Below are 16,292 nucleotides of genomic sequence, written 5' to 3' on the forward strand. Positions count from 1 at the left end.
GCTATTCGGTAGTCGCTGACGTTTTCCGCGTTTAATGCGAAAAATAACGAAAATGCCCCGTGACTTTCCAGTTAAATAATACATCTTCCTCCTGTGCTCCCGCGCCTATGTTATGCACAACCAGCGGCACCCCTTCAGGCGTGACGTTCAGGGATACCACGCCAATATGCGCAAGGCCGTTATCCAGTCGCCAGGAGACAATATCTCCCGGTTGATAATCGCTATATTTATCTGTCACCGGCAACGCTTTGTTTTGACGCTGGAACCAGGTTTCCAGATTCGGAACGCGGCGATGGTCGATATTGCTGTCCGGGCGTTTCAGCTTCCAGTTATTCGGGTAGGCAGAGAAATGCGCTTGCATGTCTTCATGTACCCGTTTCTGTAAATCAACCTGCTGACTGCGTAGCGCGCGGATGACGACATCTGCACATACGCCACGCTCCAGCGGAAGATCGCCATTCGGATAATCCAGACGAACATAGGCAGCATCATAAAATAGCGTCTTACCTATTTGTGTCCCGGCACTTTGGGCGATTGCAGCATTAGTTTGCGCCTGAACGGTTATTGGTCTGGTATCAGAGCGTGGCGAATGATGAGAGATATAGCTAATAAAAAAAGCAGCAAGAATACCGATAAGCGCCTGTGCGAATTTCATCTTCTTCGTCCGTGAAGTGTGTCAGTACGTCATTTGACTTTCTGCGGAGAGAATGGTGCGTGATAAAAAAGTCTATTTCAGGACAAAATGGACTGATTCCAGGCTATGGAATACCTGATGATGGCGCTTCGCTTACCTGGCCTGGATGATTGGATAACAAGGCCAGATAAGGTGCCTGTGTCGACATTCGGCAAATGAATTCTGTTGTGTCAGCAAGCTGAAATACTCCTGACTATCGTCAGGAGTATTGCTCAGACCTTATTCCCATTCCTGCAAGAAGCGTTGACCGTACTGGTCGGCGACCAGCAGCGCGGCGTACACTTCATCCGGCGTTGCGCCGCCAGGCATGTTATGAATAGTTTCACCTTCTGCGCAGGAGGCTTCCGCGACGGTGCGCATTTTGGCCGGGATATCCTGTTTAATATCCAGTTGCGCCAGCGTAATCGGCAGGCCAACGGAATGGCACAGCGCCGCAACGGTTTCGATTTCTTCGACCGACGCGTTTTCCAGCACCAGTTGCGTCAGCGTACCGAAAGCGACCTTCTCACCGTGATAATAGTGGTGCGCATCCGGAATCGCCGTTAAACCGTTATGAATCGCGTGCGCTGCGGCCAGACCGCCGCTTTCAAAACCGACCCCGCTCAGGTAGGTGTTGGCTTCGATGACGCGTTCCAGCGCTGGCGTGACGACGTGCTGTTCGGCGGCCAACATGGCTTTTTCGCCTTCTTCGATCAGCGTGTTATAGCATAGCTCCGCCAGCGCCAGCGCGGCCTGTGTACACTTGCCGCCCGCCATTGTGGTGGCGCCGCTGCGTGAGCAGGCGCGCGCTTCAAACCAGGTCGCCAGCGCATCGCCGATACCGGCTGCCAGCAGACGCGCCGGCGCGCCCGCCACTATCTGCGTATCGACAATAACCATATTCGGGTTATGCGGCAGCAGCAGATAACGGTCAAACTCACCGGCATCGGTATAAATAACCGAGAGTGCGCTGCACGGTGCGTCGGTAGAGGCGATGGTCGGCGCGATAGCGACCGGGACGTTCATAAAGTGCGCCAGCGCTTTGGCGGTATCCAGCGTTTTACCGCCGCCGATACCCAGTACGGCGCCACACTGACTTTTTTCGGCGACGGCGCGCAGCCTGTCGATCTCATTTTGCGAACATTCGCCGCCAAACGGGGCGATTTCTACTGACAAACCGGCATCCGTCAGGCTTTTGCGCAGCGTCTCTTCGGCAAATCCCAGCACGAATTTATCGCCCACAACCAGCCAGTTGTTCGCCATTGGTTTTAAATAATCGCCAAGACGCGCGATGACGTTTGCACCCTGAATATACTTACCTGGTGACTGAATAATGCGATCCATACATTTCTCTCCTACAGGTTCAGATTACCAAAAGCGTTTTTCCAGTCTTGCTCAAACTTCTCTATTGCCGACTCTACCGCAGGCGTATTGAGCATTTGTTGCGCTACATCTAAAGGAAGGGTAATCGCCTGGCAACCTGCCAGTAAGCAATCCAGCGCCTGCCGCGGCGTTTTAAAGCTGGCCGCCAGTACCATGCTGTCGGGCGCGTGATGTTCCAGTAGCGTTTGCAGCTCCTGAACCATACGAATGCCATCGCCGCCCTGCGCATCAACGCGGTTGACGTAGGGAGCGACATATTTTGCGCCCGCCAGCGCCGCCAGCAGGCCCTGCGACGCGCTGTAGACGGCGGTGCCCAGCGTCACGATGCCTTCTTTTTTCAGCAATTTAATCGCTGCAAGACCTTCGGCGGTCACCGGAATTTTCACCACAATGCCGGGGATGGCGTTATTCAGTCGTTTGGCTTCTTCCACCATCCCTTTCGCGTCGCGGCTCATGGTCTGCGCAAATAAAGTGCCTTCTTCGCCGATGGCGTTTTGCAGCCTGGGCAGCACATCCCAGATAGATTCTTTGCTGGCTGCCACAATGCTTGGATTGGTGGTGACGCCGGCAATCGGGAAAATGCGCGCCAGACGTTCAACTTCCGCCACGTTAGCGGTATCCAGATAGAGTTCCATAGTCTTTCCTTTACAGTTCAAGTTCATGTTGCAGCAGGCTGGCGATAGCGTCGGCGGAAGCGGCGTTAACTAGCGTGTTGCGGAATTCTTCGTGCATGATGCGGCGGGCCAGGCGCGAGAAAATACGCATATGCTGGTCGCCCGCGGCGTGTTTGTTAAGCGTCAGCATAATGATGAACTGCGCCTCGTCATCTCCCCAGCGTACCGGCGCGTTCAGGCGCGCCACGCTGATGGTGGACTGTTCGATATGTTCCGATTTGCTGTGCGGAATGGCAAAGCTAAAGCCCAGTCCGGTGGAGAATACCGCCTCGCGCGCCCATAGATCGGCTTCCAGTTTGCGCGGGTAGCGGCAGCGGCCCGCCAGCAGCAGATTGTCGGTCATGCCTTTAATCACCTCCTCTTTGCTGCGCCAGTCGCTATCAAGCGTTATGCATTGGGCGGTAACCAGCGGGGCATCCTGCTGCGACATGCGGAACTGCGCCAGCAGATGCTCCACCTCCAGCGAGGTGCGGCAGGCCATCGCCTGATTCAACAACTGGCGGCAGGCTCGGCTGTCGAGTTGTGCCATCCGCGCTTTGGCGGCGGGAATCGACGGCGCGCCCATGCTGATCTCGTCCAGCCCCAGACCTACCAGCAATGGCAGAACCGAACCTTTGGCCCCCAGTTCGCCGCACAGACCAATCCATTTGCCCTGACGATGTACCGCCTGCACCGCGAAATCCAACGCGCGCAGGAAGGCGGGATTCAGGCTGTTGTAGTGACGAGTGACTTTGGCGTTATCACGGTCTACCGCCAGCAGGTATTGTGTTAGATCGTTACTACCAATACTAAAGAAATCAATCTCTTCACAGCATTGATCGATGATGAACATCACCGACGGCACTTCCAGCATAATGCCGAGTGGGATCTTCTCATCGAACGGGATATGTTCATTACGCAGCTGCTGTTTGGCTTCCGCCAGCTTCTCTTTGACCCACAGAATCTCTTCCATAGAGGAGATCATCGGGATCATGATTTTCAGGTTGCCGTGGGCGGACGCGCGGAGGATCGAGCGTAGCTGGGTGGTAAACAGAGAAGCGTACTCTTCATAAATACGGACGGCGCGATAGCCGAGGAATGGGTTGGCTTCGGCAGGAATATTCAGATAATCAACGGGCTTATCGCCGCCTATATCCATTGTGCGCACAATAATGCTGCGTCCCTTTGCGGACTCCAGCGCCTGGCAAAAAATATTGTACAGCTCGTTTTCGTCCGGCGCGCAGGCGCGGTCCATATACAGCATTTCTGTGCGGAACAGGCCAACCGCTTCCGCGCCGTTACTAAAGGCCGCTTGCGCCTCGACGGAGTGCGCGATGTTGGCGGCGACCTCCATGCGGATGCCGTCAGCGGTGCGCGCTTCCTGGGTCAGCCAGATGCGCTGCTGTTCGCGCAGGGCGTCTTGCACGCGGGCTTCCTGCTGATAGTAACGAGTGACAGGCTCGTCAGGCGCAACGACAATCGCGCCTGCGTTGCCGTCAATATAAACCGTCTGCTGACGCCACGGTGTTAAGGCCTCAATCTCCACGCCAACCAGGGTGGGAATGTTGAATGAGCGGGCGAGAATCACCGTGTGCGAAGTGGTGCCGCCGCTTTTTAACAGCAGACCTTTGAGAAAGGTTTTATCCAGTTCGAGGAACTGGCTTGGCGTCAACTCTTCCGCCATACAGATAGATGGCCGGGTCAACTGGCCCGGCGCCGGAAAGCGCTGCTCACCGTAAATGTGTTGCAGTAACTGGAAGCAAACGTCACGAACATCCAGCGCGCGTTCCTGTAAATAGCTGCTGCTGGCGCGAGCGAACTCATTGCAGAAATGGTTCGCGCTTTCCACGATTGCCTGCGCGCAGCTTAAACCGCGCAGAACGCCGTCCAGTAAATGCTGACGCAGTGAAGCGTCGCCTGCCAGTGAACGATGGGCTTCCAGAATCGCGCTGGCGGCACCGTCACTGTCGAGCTGACGAAACTCAATATGCTTTATCAACATCGCTAAGCCATTGTCCAGCGCGGCTTGTTCCGTCTCTGTGTCGTTGGCGGTCGGGAGTTCGCCGAGCGCATTGAAATCCAGGGAAGAGAGTGGCGTCAGTACGCCGCCCGCGCTGCCGCTACACACGCTACGGGCGCGGTAAATCTGCGGATTCAGCTGGGTCAACGACGCCGGAAGCGGCTCCAGTTCGCTGTTTTTAATCTCCGCCAGCGGCGCGTCGCAGAGTGGGAATTCATCGCGCAGCCATTGACTCAGACGCTGACAGGCAACCTGTTCATCGGCACCGGAAATCACCAGCTGACAGTGGTCGCCAGCCAGCGTGTCGGTGCCAATCAGCGCCAGCGCGCTTTTGGCGCTGCCTTTGCGATCGGTGCGCAGGTTGTGCCACTCAATTTGCGACGTGAAGGTATTACACAGTGTTTCTACGTGGCTTGCCGGGCGCGCATGTACGCCATTCGGCAGTTCACAGGTAAATTCCACAATCAGGGGCATTGCCTCTCTCCCATAACGATTCTCTCGCTACAGCATAAAAGGAGGTAGCCGGAATACGCCATGTGACAAATCTGTCAAAAGCTGGATAAATGTAATGTAGCGCAAAAAGTGCGAGTTGTCTCACAACTTAGTGTGGTTGCGCGGGTTTCACCTTTTTAAGAAGTTATGAAGCGGATCGCATTTTTATACTGATATTACAAAAATCCAGTAAATGGCCTTTTTATCCACTGTCTGCGCGGCAATGGATTGCCTATTGTTTTCCGCAGTAACTTTATGGACATGGGCTTTATCCAGCCCGGGAGCGACTTATGAAAGAGTTGGTACAGATCCTGAAAAATACCCGCCAGCACCTGATGACCGGTGTTTCGCATATGATCCCCTTTGTGGTGGCTGGCGGAATTTTGCTGGCAGTCTCCGTCATGCTATATGGCAAGGGCGCCGTACCCGATGCCGCCACCGATCCGAATCTTAAAAAACTGTTTGATATCGGTGTCGCCGGGCTGACGCTGATGGTGCCTTTCCTCGCCGCATACATTGGCTACTCCATTGCCGAACGCTCCGCGCTGGCTCCTTGCGCGATTGGTGCCTGGGTGGGTAACAGCTTCGGCGCGGGCTTTTTCGGGGCACTTATCGCCGGACTTATCGGCGGGATCGTGGTGCATTACTTGAAGAAAATCCCGGTGCATAAGGTGCTGCGTTCTGTGATGCCTATTTTTGTGATTCCCATCGTTGGCACTTTTATCACCGCGGGCATCATGATGTGGGGGCTGGGCGAACCGATCGGTGCGCTGACAAGCAGCCTGACCCAATGGCTGCAAGGGATGCAGCAGGGCAGCATCGTGCTGCTGGCGGTGATCATGGGGCTGATGCTGGCTTTTGATATGGGCGGCCCGGTTAACAAAGTCGCTTATGCGTTCATGCTGATTTGCGTGGCGCAGGGCGTATATACCGTGGTGGCTATCGCCGCGGTGAGCATCTGCGTACCGCCACTGGGACTGGGGCTGGCGACGCTGATTGGCCGCAAGAATTTTTCTGTTGAAGAGCGCGAAGCCGGTAAAGCCGCGCTGGTCATGGGCTGCGTGGGCGTAACGGAAGGGGCGATTCCTTTCGCCGCTGCCGATCCGCTGCGCGTGATCCCATCCATTATGGTGGGCTCCGCTTGCGGTGCGGTAATGGCCGCGCTGTTTGGCGCGCAGTGTTATGCCGGTTGGGGCGGTTTAATTGTTCTGCCAGTCGTGGAAGGCAAGCTGGGTTATGTCGCGGCAGTCGCCGTGGGCGCGGTGGTAACGGCAGTCTGCGTTAACGTGCTGAAAAGCCTGACGCGTAAGAATGTGTCGCAAGTTGACGAAAAAGAAGACGACCTGGATTTAGATTTTGAGATGAATTAAGCGAGGAATAAGCCATGACTAAAATTATTGCAGTAACCGCGTGTCCTTCTGGTGTTGCGCATACCTATATGGCGGCTGAAGCGCTGGAAAGCGCAGCCAAAGCGAAAGGTTGGGATGTGAAAGTGGAGACTCAGGGCTCGATTGGGCTGGAAAATGAACTGACGGCAGAGGATGTGGCGAGCGCCGATATGGTGATTTTGACTAAAGATATCGGCATCAAGTTCGAAGAGCGGTTTGCGGGTAAAACTATCGTTCGCGTCAATATCAGCGACGCGGTAAAACGCGCCGACGCCATTATGAACAAGATTGACGCCCATCTTTCGCAAACCGCGTAACGTTAAAATGCCCGATGGCGCAAGTTTATCGGGCCTGCTCACAGGCCCGATAAGAGATTTATGCCGCCATCCGGCGCTCGTGTCCACAGGAGCTCCTCATGACCCATCGTATTCAACGCCTCAAAGCCGCTCTGTTTCAGAATCACCGTGAAATTTCTCTGGAGCGCGCGCTGCTTTATACCGCCAGCCATCAGCAGACGGAGGGCGAACCGGTCATTTTGCGCCGCGCCAAAGCGACGGCGTATATCCTTGAACATGTTGAAATTTCGATTCGTGACGAGGAGCTGATTGCCGGAAACCGAACCGTTAAGCCGCGCGCGGGTATTATGTCGCCGGAAATGGACCCGTATTGGCTGCTTAACGAGCTGGATCGGTTCCCGACGCGTCCGCAGGACCGTTTTGATATCAGCGAAGAGGATAAGCGCCTCTATCGTGAGGTTCTATTCCCGTACTGGGAAAAACGGTCGATGAAAGATTTTATTAACGGGCAGATGACCGATGAGGTGAAAGCCGCCGTCAGCACCCAGATTTTTAGCATTAACCAGACGGATAAAGGGCAGGGGCATATCATTATTGATTATCCACGCTTGCTCAATAACGGGCTGGGTGAACTGGCGGCGCAGATGCGCGCGCGCTGCGAGCAACAGCCGGAAAACGACTTTTATCAGGCCGCTCTGTTGTTACTTGAGGCATCGCAACGCCACATCCTGCGTTATGCCGTACTGGCGGAACAGCAGGCGGAGCGCTGCCCGGACGCTCGTCGTCGTCAGGAACTGCTCACCATTGCCGCCAATTCGCGGCATAACGCGCAGCACAAACCACAGACGTTCTGGCAAGCATGTCAGCTGTTCTGGTACATGAACATTATTTTGCAGTACGAGTCCAACGCCAGTTCGCTGTCGCTCGGGCGCTTCGACCAGTACATGCTGCCGTTTTATCAGACTTCGCTCACTCAGGGCGACGATCCGGCGTTCCTGAAAGAGTTGCTCGAGTCGCTGTGGGTGAAATGCAACGATATCGTGCTGCTGCGTTCCACCAGTAGCGCGCGCTATTTTGCCGGTTTCCCGACGGGTTACACCGCGCTGCTGGGCGGATTGACAGAAAGCGGACGCAGCGCGGTAAACGTGCTCTCTTTTCTCTGCCTGGATGCCTACCAGAGCGTGCAGTTGCCGCAGCCGAATCTCGGCGTGCGCACTAACGCGCTGATTGATACGCCGTTCCTGCTCAAGACCGCCGAGACCATTCGCCTCGGCACCGGCATTCCACAGATTTTCAATGACGAAGTGGTGGTTCCCGCGTTCCTTAACCGTGGCGTGTCGTTGGAGGATGCGCGCGATTATGCGGTGGTGGGATGTGTTGAGCTGTCGATTCCGGGCAGAACCTACGGACTGCATGACATCGCCATGTTTAATCTGCTGAAAGTGATGGAAATCAGCTTGTATGAAAATGAGGGCAACGACACTCTTACTTATGAGGCGTTGCTGGCGCATATTCGCGCCAAAATCAGTCACTACATTACACTAATGGTAGAAGGCAGCAATATTTGCGATATCGGCCATCGTGACTGGGCGCCGGTGCCGCTGCTCTCTTCGTTTATCAGCGACTGCCTGGAGAAAGGGCGAGACATCACCGACGGCGGCGCGCGCTATAACTTTTCGGGCGTACAGGGCATCGGTATCGCCAACCTGAGTGATTCCCTTCATGCGCTCAATGGGCTGGTATTCGATCAGCAGCGCCTGAGTTTTGATGCGCTGCTGTCGATCCTGAAAAACAACTTCGCCACGCCAGAAGGGGAAAAGATCCGCGCCAGGCTTATCAACCGCTTCGAAAAATATGGCAACGACATTGATAATGTCGATAACATCAGCGCCGAACTGCTGCGGTATTACTGCAAAGAGGTGGAAAAATACCAGAATCCGCGCGGCGGCCAGTTTACGCCGGGTTCATACACGGTTTCCGCGCATGTGCCGCTGGGAGCGGTGGTCGGCGCGACACCGGACGGGCGTTTTGCCGGAGAACAGCTGGCGGATGGCGGCCTGTCGCCGATGCTCGGACAGGATATGCAAGGGCCGACGGCGGTACTAAAATCAGTAAGTAAGTTGGATAACACGCTGCTGTCGAACGGTACGTTGCTGAACGTGAAGTTTACTCCTGCGACTCTGGAAGGAGAGGCGGGACTGCGCAAGCTGGCGGATTTCCTGCGCGCGTTTACCCAGCTCAAACTGCAGCACATCCAGTTTAATGTGGTGAATGCCGACACATTGCGCGAAGCGCAGCTACGGCCTCAGGATTTTGCGGGGCTGGTGGTGCGCGTGGCGGGCTACAGCGCCTTCTTTGTCGAGCTGTCGAAGGAGATTCAGGATGACATTATTCGCCGCACCGCGCATCAGTTGTGAGGTTGTGGGGGCGCGCGATGAGGAGACCGCGCGTATCTTCAATATCCAGCGTTATTCGCTGAATGACGGGCAGGGGATTCGTACGGTGGTCTTTTTTAAGGGCTGTCCGCATACCTGTCCGTGGTGCGCTAATCCGGAATCTATCTCGCCGCGCATTGAAACGGTGCGCCGGGAAAATAAATGCCTGCGTTGCACGCCGTGTCTGCGGGATGCCGACGAATGTCCTTCCGGCGCGTTTGAGCGTATTGGGCGTGATATTACGCTGGATGAACTGGAACGCGAAGTGCTGAAAGACGACATCTTCTTTCGTACTTCCGGCGGCGGGGTGACGCTTTCTGGCGGCGAAGTGCTGATGCAGGCGCCGTTCGCCACGCGCTTCTTACAGCGATTGCGGCGTTGGGGCGTTCCTTGTGCTATTGAAACGGCTGGCGATACGTCGGCCAGCCGTCTACTGCCGTTGGCAAGGGCGTGTGATGAGGTATTGTTTGATCTGAAAATTATGGATGCGGAGCGGGCGCGCGAGGTGATCAACATGAATCTGCCGCGCGTACTGGAGAATTTACGGTTACTGGTTAGCGAGGGAATCACGGTGATCCCTCGTTTGCCGTTGATTCCTGGCTTTACGCTTAACGCAGAGAATCTGCAGTGCGCGTTAACATTGTTGAGATCATTAGGAATAAAGCAGGTTCACCTGCTACCGTTTCATCAGTACGGCGAGCCGAAATACCGGCTGCTTGGAAAATCATGGATGATGAAAGATATTCCCGCGCCGTCGGTGCAAGAGATCGCTCTGTTTCGGGAGATGACGGAGCAAGCAGGATTTCAGGTCACCACAGGAGGTTAATATGGCAATACCTGTACGGCATCTGGTGGCAGTGACCGCCTGCGTGAGCGGTGTAGCGCATACCTATATGGCAGCTGAACGGCTGGAAAAACTTTGCCAGCAGGAGAAGTGGAGCATCAAGATTGAAACCCAGGGGGCACTCGGTACAGAGAACCGCTTAACGGAAGAGGATATCCGCCGTGCCGATGTCGTGTTGCTCATTACCGATATCGAGCTGGCGGGCGTGGAGCGATTTACCCGGAGTCGCTATGTCCAGTCGGGGATCAGCGCTTTTTTGCGGGAGCCACAGCGGGTAATGAGCGCTGTGCGTAAACTCCTTTCCGCGCCGCAACATACCCACCTTATCCTGGAGTAATCTGCTTTTCCGTTAGCTGGCTGTGATACTGGCGGCGATACTCCGACGGCGAGCGTTCCGTATTTTTGCGAAACAGGCGGCAGAAATAGTTACTGTCGACAAAGCCGCAACGGTGCGCCACCTCTTTCACTTTCAGGTCATAGCCCTTCAGCAACGTTTTGGCGTGTTCCAGTCGCGTATGGTTCAGGTATTCGTTAAAGCCGATGGCCCCCGTTTTCTGGAACAGGTGCGAGAGGTAATTTGGCGAGATATAAAACGCTTGTGCTACCGATTCGCGCGTCAACGGCGCGGCGTAGCGTTCATCAATATACTCCCGAATGGCTTCAAAAAGCGCGCGGCTGCGGGAGGCGGTCTGGATTTGGCTGCCGAGCAGATCGCGGCAATGGCTTAGTAGGCTGGCGACAATCAATCTGGCCGTTTGCTGCTCTTGCGGCTGCATCTGCATCTCATTAAGCGTTTGTAACAGGAACGAGCCGATACGCGGGCCACGGCGCGCAACGTGCTGTTTCGTGAGGTTTTGATGCTGCTGACCGTTCCAGTGGACCACGCTGAAACCTAACTGCTGTTTGCCAAACAGAATGCTCAGGGTGGTGACGGGCGTTTGCCATTGCGGGATGTTCCAGCCGCCAGCCGGAACGTAGAGAACATCGCAAGGAATGAGCGGGGCGGTAATGCTCATGTCAGTAAGCTCGCCCTCCAGCACAATCTCCAGCCGCGGAAAATCCACCTGGTACGCCAGTTCCGGCGCTGGGCCGCTGGCGCTGGCAAAATAAATCTGGCGCAGCGGCAGCGGGCCGTTGATGAGACGGGAGAGAAGGTGGCTGACGTCGTGATACATGATAATCCCCTGCCGATCGCAAACAGAGGAAACAGTAACGTCGAAAACCGATGTCCTCAAGCGATTATTGCCGGATAGCGGCGCTTTGCGCCTTATCCGGACTACGGGAGAGAAGCACGCCAGGCCCGATAAGCGTTAGCGTTATCGGGCAACATACAGGCTATTGATTACCGACCTGATCGCCATACGGCAACGTATCATAATCAATCAGCGCGTTTTTCTTATACGGGTTGCCAATCCAGCGCGTGGTCTCTTTGAACTGCGGGTTGGTGATGGAACGCGTTGGGTCGTAGCCATCATAGGTCAGGCCCGCTAAGTCCGACCAGGTATGGATAAGCTCGGAACTGCTGTATTTACGATTGACATCCTGTGAGAAGTCGCGCGGATGCGCTGCCTGCCATTTCTCTGAGGTCCACAGCAGGAACGGCACCGTATACATATGACGGGTTGGCGAATCTTCGTTTCGTCCCTGCGTCTTATGCGGCGGCGTGTCATACACTTCTTCACCGTGATCGGAGAAGTAGAGCAGGAAACCGTTCGGATCGGTCGCTTTATAGTCCTTAATCAGACTGGCGACAACATAGTCGTTATACAGGTTCGCGTTGTCGTAATCGTTATACGACTCCAGTTCGTCGCTGCTTAATCCCGGCGGAACATGGTCGGTTTTACCATCAAACTTGCCCTGGTTTTCTGGATAGCGGAACTTGTATTTAATGTGCGTTCCCAGCAGATGCACAATAATGAATTTTTTCGGCGCCGGGTCGGCTAACACCGCTTTAAACGGCGCCAGCACGTTGCTGTCATATTCGCGCGCGCTTTGAGTGCGCTGCTGGTTCATATAGAACTGCTTATCAGTCTGCTTAGAGAACACGGTCAGCATGGTATTACGCGCCGTCATCGTCTGCTGGTTAGTGATCCAGAAGGTTTTATACCCGGCCTGTTTCATCATATTCATCAGCGATGGCTTCGTCAGATACCAGTCCGGGTTCTTTTCGTCCGCGAACGTTAGCGCCTGTTGCAGGATCTCAATGGTGTACGGTCGCGAAGTTACCACATTATTAAACACGGTCAGCCCGGGGTCGGTTTTATGCAGCGCGTCCAGTTCCGGCGTGGTTTCGCGCGGATAACCATACAGACTCATACGGCCACGCTGGGTCGATTCGCCAATCACCAGTACCAGCGTGCGCGGCGCATCGCCGGAGTGGTCCTGGAAGTTAGCCAGCGGCGGCAGGGCATCGTTTTCATTCAGCAGTTTATTCAGCGAGGCGAGCTGTAAACGGTACTGATAGTAGCCAGTAATAAATTGCCACGGCGCGGCGGGTTCCATTCGTGACGCCAGGCTATCCAGCGTTTTCTCCATCGACTTATGCTTGATAAAGGTATTCATCGCGATGGGATGGAGGATCAGCCCGTACAGCAGGGCAAACGACACCAGATAACGCCAGGGGGATGGAATATAAACCGGGCGCAGACGTGTCCACAGCAAAATCGCCGCCACCGTATAAGCCAGCGCGACAAGAACAATTTTCAGACTGAAATATTGGCTTAAATATTCGCTGGCTTCATTGGCGTTGGTTTCAAACATCACAAACAGCACGCTTTGCGAGAACTCCTGCCCGTAGATTACGTAATAGCTCAGCGCCGCCAGCGAGGCGGCCCAGAGTACGACGCCAATAACGGCAGCAATAACCCGGATGCGGCCTGGAAACAGAAAGACCGGGATCAGCCACAGTGAGCTGTACAGTAGCGAATCCCGCAGACCGTTTGTCCCGCTGTATCCGGTGAGATAAATAATGGCCTGCAGGAGGGTGGAGAAGAACCAAAAGTAGAGCAGTGCCCAGCCCAGGGCTTTCCAGCTAAACGCGGGTTTAGTCTGGAGTAATGTGGATTGCATAATGAGAGCCTGTCTTTAATCGTAGCGCCAAACGTAACGCCTGAACCTTAAAAGAATCTGAAGCAAACCTGCTTTATGCCGCACGTTTTGCTAAGAAAGATTTATAAATGCATAAAATGCAGACAGGAATATATTGAAAAAATGACGAGGATGACAGCAGTATTTCATGCCACCCCCACATAACTGCGTGAGGGCGGCTTTCTTTTGGCGTTAGCCGGTGTTGCGCATACCGGCGGCGACGCCCGCAATCGTGACCATCAACGCCTGTTCGACGCGAGGATCGGGCGATTTGCCCTGCTCTTCAGTCAGACGGGAACGATACAGCAACTCGGCCTGCAACACGTTTAATGGATCGGTATAAACGTTTCTTAACTGAATGGACTCCGCAATCCACGGTAAGTCGGCCATCAGGTGCGAATCGTTGGCAATCGCCAGCACCACTTTAATGTCTTCTTCCAGCAGGTCTCGTAGCTCTTTGCCCAGCGGCCATAGCGTTTTCGCCACCAGACGCTGATCGTAATAGTCGGCCAGCCACAGGTCGGCTTTCGAGAATACCATTTCCAGCATCCCAAGACGCGTGGAGAAGAACGGCCAGTCGCGGCACATGGCTTCCAGTTCGCTTTGTTTACCGTCTTCCACCACTTTTTGCAGCGCAGTACCCGCGCCCAGCCAGGCTGGCAGCATCAGGCGGTTTTGCGTCCAGGCGAAGATCCACGGAATCGCGCGCAGCGATTCGACGCCGCCAGTTGGACGACGTTTCGCCGGACGTGAGCCGAGCGGCAATTTGCCCAGCTCTTGTTCCGGCGTCGCGGAGCGGAAGTACGGTACAAAGTCTTTATTTTCGCGCACGTAACCGCGGTAGGTTTCACAGGAGATGACGGAAAGCTCATCCATAATATGACGCCAGCTGTCTTTCGGTTCCGGCGGCGGCAGCAGGTTTGCTTCCAGAATTGCGCTGGTGTAGAGCGACAGGCTGCTGACGGTGACTTCCGGCAGGCCGTATTTGAAGCGGATCATCTCGCCCTGCTCGGTCACGCGCAGACCGCCTTTCAGACTGCCTGGCGGTTGCGAAAGCAGCGCCGCGTGGGCTGGCGCGCCGCCACGGCCAATAGAGCCGCCGCGGCCGTGGAAGAGGGTGAGCTCGATGCCAGCTTTTTCACAAGTTTTGATCAGGGCGTCCTGCGCCTGATACTGCGCCCATGACGCGGCCATAACGCCGGCGTCTTTCGCCGAGTCGGAGTAGCCGATCATGACCATCTGCTTACCCTGAATCAGCCCGCGATACCAGTCGATATTCAACAACTGGGTCATCACGTCGTCGGCATTGTTCAGGTCGTCGAGGGTTTCAAACAGCGGCGCGACCGGCATGGCAAAGCCGATACCTGCCTCTTTCAGCAACAGATGCACAGCCAGCACATCAGACGGCGTTTTCGCCATTGAAATTACGTAGGCGGCGATCGATCCTTTTGGCGCTTCGGCAATAACCTTGCAGGTTTCAAGCACTTCGCGGGTATCGTTGCTCGGCTCCCAGTTACGCGGCAGCAGCGGACGTTTGGAGTTCAGCTCGCGGATCAGGAAGGCCTGCTTGTCGGCTTCCGACCAGCTTTCGTAGTCGCCAATACCGAGGTAGCGGGTAATTTCGCCCAGCGCTTCGGTATGGCGGGTGCTCTCCTGACGGATATCAATACGCACCAGCGGTACGCCGAAACACTTCACGCGGCGGAGCGTGTCGAGTAACTCGCCGTTGGCGATAATGCCCATGCCGCAGGCCTGTAACGACTGGTAGCAGGCGTACAGAGGTTCCCAGAGCTGCTCGTTTTGCGTCAGCAGGCCAGCCGGTTTGGGCAGCTTCTCGCCTTTCAGACGCGCTTCCAGCCAGGACTGGGTCGCCATCAGACGGGCGCGCAATTTTTTCATCAGGTAGCGATACGGCTCAGACGCGCCTTCTTCGCCCACTAACGCCAGCAGCTCCGGCGTGGCGTTGACCATCGACAGTTCTGATACCAGAACATGAATGTCTTTCAGGAACAGATCGGTGGCTTTCCAGCGGCTTAACAAGAGTACGTGGCGGGTGATATCCGCCGTCACGTTCGGGTTGCCGTCACGGTCGCCGCCCATCCACGAGGTAAAACGTACCGGCACAAAATCCACCGGCAATTTGTAGCCGAGATTTTCTTCCAGTTGTTCGTTCAGTTCACGCAGATAGTTAGGTACGCCCTGCCACAGGCTGTTCTCAACCACGGCGAAGCCCCATTTGGCTTCATCCACCGGGCTTGGGCGCTGCTTGCGGATCTCATCCGTATGCCAGGATTGGGCAATCAACTGGCGCAGGCGACGCATCACCTGGTGACGTTCGTAGTCGGCGATATCGGTATTATCAAGCTGTTTCAGACAGTTGTTGATTTCACCCATCTTGTGAATAAGCGTACGGCGGGTAATTTCTGTCGGGTGGGCGGTTAGCACTAACTCCAAAGACAGCGACTCTACCGCTTTTTTGATGGTTGCGTCGTTGAGGTCCGGTTGGTTTTTCAGTTTACGCAGAGTGCGGGCAATCACTTCCGGGTTGCTGGCGGCTTCGCCTTTTGGCGAAATGCTGTGGTATTGCTCGGCAGTATTGGCCAGGTTCAGAAACTGACTAAACGCGCGCGCAACTGGCAGCAGCTCGTCATTAGACAAATTTTGTAGCGTGGTGAGCAGCTCCTGGCGATTAGCTTCATTGCCGGCGCGTGAAGATTTGGATAGCTTACGGATTGTTTCTACGCGATCAAGAATGTGTTCTCCCAGCGCATCCTTGATGGTTTCTCCCAGCACCTTGCCGAGCATACTGACATTACTACGCAACGCGGAATATTGTTCGTTCATATGACCCCAGACACCCCATCTTTAATGTAATTGCCCTGTCTCTTTCATGCCACAGCGGCAGTGGCTGCGCTCGCCCGTATGCCAGCTCTCCGGAATGGGCTCGTTTGCCGCCTTGCTGTAACGTGAAATTTTTCGGACTTTGCTTTTTAGCCGTCTTTTATAAAGCCACGTAAAACC

At 55.1% G+C, this 16,292-nt stretch carries 12 protein-coding genes; 5 read left to right on the forward strand and 7 right to left on the reverse strand.

Going from position 1 to position 16,292, the window contains the following annotated elements; all coding sequences use genetic code 11:
• Positions 1-31: 31 nt before the first annotated feature.
• The 4 genes from J4728_RS18975 to ptsP form a co-directional block, all read right to left on the reverse strand.
• The gene (locus tag J4728_RS18975) at positions 32-655 is read right to left on the reverse strand and encodes a DUF1287 domain-containing protein (RefSeq protein ID WP_208212233.1); all 624 of its coding nucleotides are present in this window, start codon (positions 653-655) and stop codon (positions 32-34) included.
• Between the two features lie 258 nt (positions 656-913).
• Positions 914-2,017, reverse strand: a complete 1,104-nt coding sequence (locus tag J4728_RS18980) for a glycerol dehydrogenase (RefSeq protein ID WP_053445376.1) — start codon at positions 2,015-2,017, stop codon at positions 914-916.
• Positions 2,018-2,028: 11 nt separating this feature from the next.
• Positions 2,029-2,691, reverse strand: a complete 663-nt coding sequence (fsa, locus tag J4728_RS18985; protein ID WP_000424866.1) for a fructose-6-phosphate aldolase — start codon at positions 2,689-2,691, stop codon at positions 2,029-2,031.
• Positions 2,692-2,701: 10 nt separating this feature from the next.
• On the reverse strand, positions 2,702-5,203 hold the full coding sequence (gene ptsP, locus J4728_RS18990; protein ID WP_208212235.1) for a phosphoenolpyruvate--protein phosphotransferase: 2,502 nt from the start codon (positions 5,201-5,203) through the stop codon (positions 2,702-2,704).
• 308 nt (positions 5,204-5,511) lie between these two features.
• On the opposite strand from ptsP, the gene J4728_RS18995 reads away from it, so the two are divergent.
• From J4728_RS18995 to J4728_RS19015, 5 genes are all read left to right on the forward strand, one after another.
• Positions 5,512-6,591, forward strand: a complete 1,080-nt coding sequence (locus J4728_RS18995; protein WP_000661597.1) for a PTS fructose transporter subunit EIIC — start codon at positions 5,512-5,514, stop codon at positions 6,589-6,591.
• Positions 6,592-6,605: 14 nt separating this feature from the next.
• The gene (locus tag J4728_RS19000; protein ID WP_000161258.1) at positions 6,606-6,926 is read left to right on the forward strand and encodes a PTS fructose-like transporter subunit IIB; all 321 of its coding nucleotides are present in this window, start codon (positions 6,606-6,608) and stop codon (positions 6,924-6,926) included.
• Positions 6,927-7,024: 98 nt separating this feature from the next.
• Complete coding sequence (locus J4728_RS19005; RefSeq protein ID WP_000149714.1) at positions 7,025-9,322, forward strand: formate C-acetyltransferase; 2,298 nt, start codon at positions 7,025-7,027, stop codon at positions 9,320-9,322.
• Positions 9,288-10,166 carry a [formate-C-acetyltransferase]-activating enzyme gene (locus J4728_RS19010; protein ID WP_000171727.1) on the forward strand — a complete coding sequence of 293 codons (879 nt, stop codon included), beginning with the start codon at positions 9,288-9,290 and terminating at the stop codon, positions 10,164-10,166. The genes J4728_RS19005 and J4728_RS19010 overlap by 35 nt, the downstream gene beginning before the upstream one ends.
• A gap of 1 nt (position 10,167) precedes the next feature.
• Positions 10,168-10,521: a PTS fructose-like transporter subunit IIB gene (locus J4728_RS19015; RefSeq protein ID WP_001007310.1), complete on the forward strand. Its 354-nt coding sequence runs from the start codon at positions 10,168-10,170 to the stop codon at positions 10,519-10,521.
• On the opposite strand, the gene J4728_RS19020 is transcribed toward J4728_RS19015, so the two are convergent.
• From J4728_RS19020 to ppc, 3 genes are all read right to left on the reverse strand, one after another.
• Complete coding sequence (locus tag J4728_RS19020) at positions 10,508-11,359, reverse strand: helix-turn-helix transcriptional regulator (protein ID WP_001523749.1); 852 nt, start codon at positions 11,357-11,359, stop codon at positions 10,508-10,510. The genes J4728_RS19015 and J4728_RS19020 overlap by 14 nt on opposite strands.
• Before the next feature lie 160 nt (positions 11,360-11,519).
• On the reverse strand, positions 11,520-13,253 hold the full coding sequence (locus tag J4728_RS19025; RefSeq protein WP_208212237.1) for a phosphoethanolamine transferase CptA: 1,734 nt from the start codon (positions 13,251-13,253) through the stop codon (positions 11,520-11,522).
• Between the two features lie 210 nt (positions 13,254-13,463).
• Positions 13,464-16,115, reverse strand: coding sequence for a phosphoenolpyruvate carboxylase (gene ppc, locus J4728_RS19030; protein ID WP_001523795.1), 2,652 nt, complete (start codon positions 16,113-16,115; stop codon positions 13,464-13,466).
• Positions 16,116-16,292: the final 177 nt, after the last annotated feature.

It is taken from the genome of Salmonella sp. 32070601201500089SM, assembly GCF_017573605.1.
GTDB lineage: Bacteria > Pseudomonadota > Gammaproteobacteria > Enterobacterales > Enterobacteriaceae > Salmonella > Salmonella enterica.

Bases quoted from the DNA above. Each gene is read 5' to 3' on its own strand.
- ppc (WP_001523795.1), bottom strand. From the start codon at position 16,115: ATGAACGAACAATATTCCGCGTTGCGTAGTAATGTCAGTATGCTCGGC.
- J4728_RS19015 (WP_001007310.1), top strand. From the start codon at position 10,168: ATGGCAATACCTGTACGGCATCTGGTGGCAGTGACCGCCTGCGTGAGC.
- J4728_RS19020 (WP_001523749.1), bottom strand. From the start codon at position 11,359: ATGTATCACGACGTCAGCCACCTTCTCTCCCGTCTCATCAACGGCCCG.
- ptsP (WP_208212235.1), bottom strand. From the start codon at position 5,203: ATGCCCCTGATTGTGGAATTTACCTGTGAACTGCCGAATGGCGTACAT.
- J4728_RS19005 (WP_000149714.1), top strand. From the start codon at position 7,025: ATGACCCATCGTATTCAACGCCTCAAAGCCGCTCTGTTTCAGAATCAC.
- J4728_RS19025 (WP_208212237.1), bottom strand. From the start codon at position 13,253: ATGCAATCCACATTACTCCAGACTAAACCCGCGTTTAGCTGGAAAGCC.
- J4728_RS18975 (WP_208212233.1), bottom strand. From the start codon at position 655: ATGAAATTCGCACAGGCGCTTATCGGTATTCTTGCTGCTTTTTTTATT.
- J4728_RS19000 (WP_000161258.1), top strand. From the start codon at position 6,606: ATGACTAAAATTATTGCAGTAACCGCGTGTCCTTCTGGTGTTGCGCAT.
- J4728_RS19010 (WP_000171727.1), top strand. From the start codon at position 9,288: ATGACATTATTCGCCGCACCGCGCATCAGTTGTGAGGTTGTGGGGGCG.
- fsa (WP_000424866.1), bottom strand. From the start codon at position 2,691: ATGGAACTCTATCTGGATACCGCTAACGTGGCGGAAGTTGAACGTCTG.
- J4728_RS18980 (WP_053445376.1), bottom strand. From the start codon at position 2,017: ATGGATCGCATTATTCAGTCACCAGGTAAGTATATTCAGGGTGCAAAC.
- J4728_RS18995 (WP_000661597.1), top strand. From the start codon at position 5,512: ATGAAAGAGTTGGTACAGATCCTGAAAAATACCCGCCAGCACCTGATG.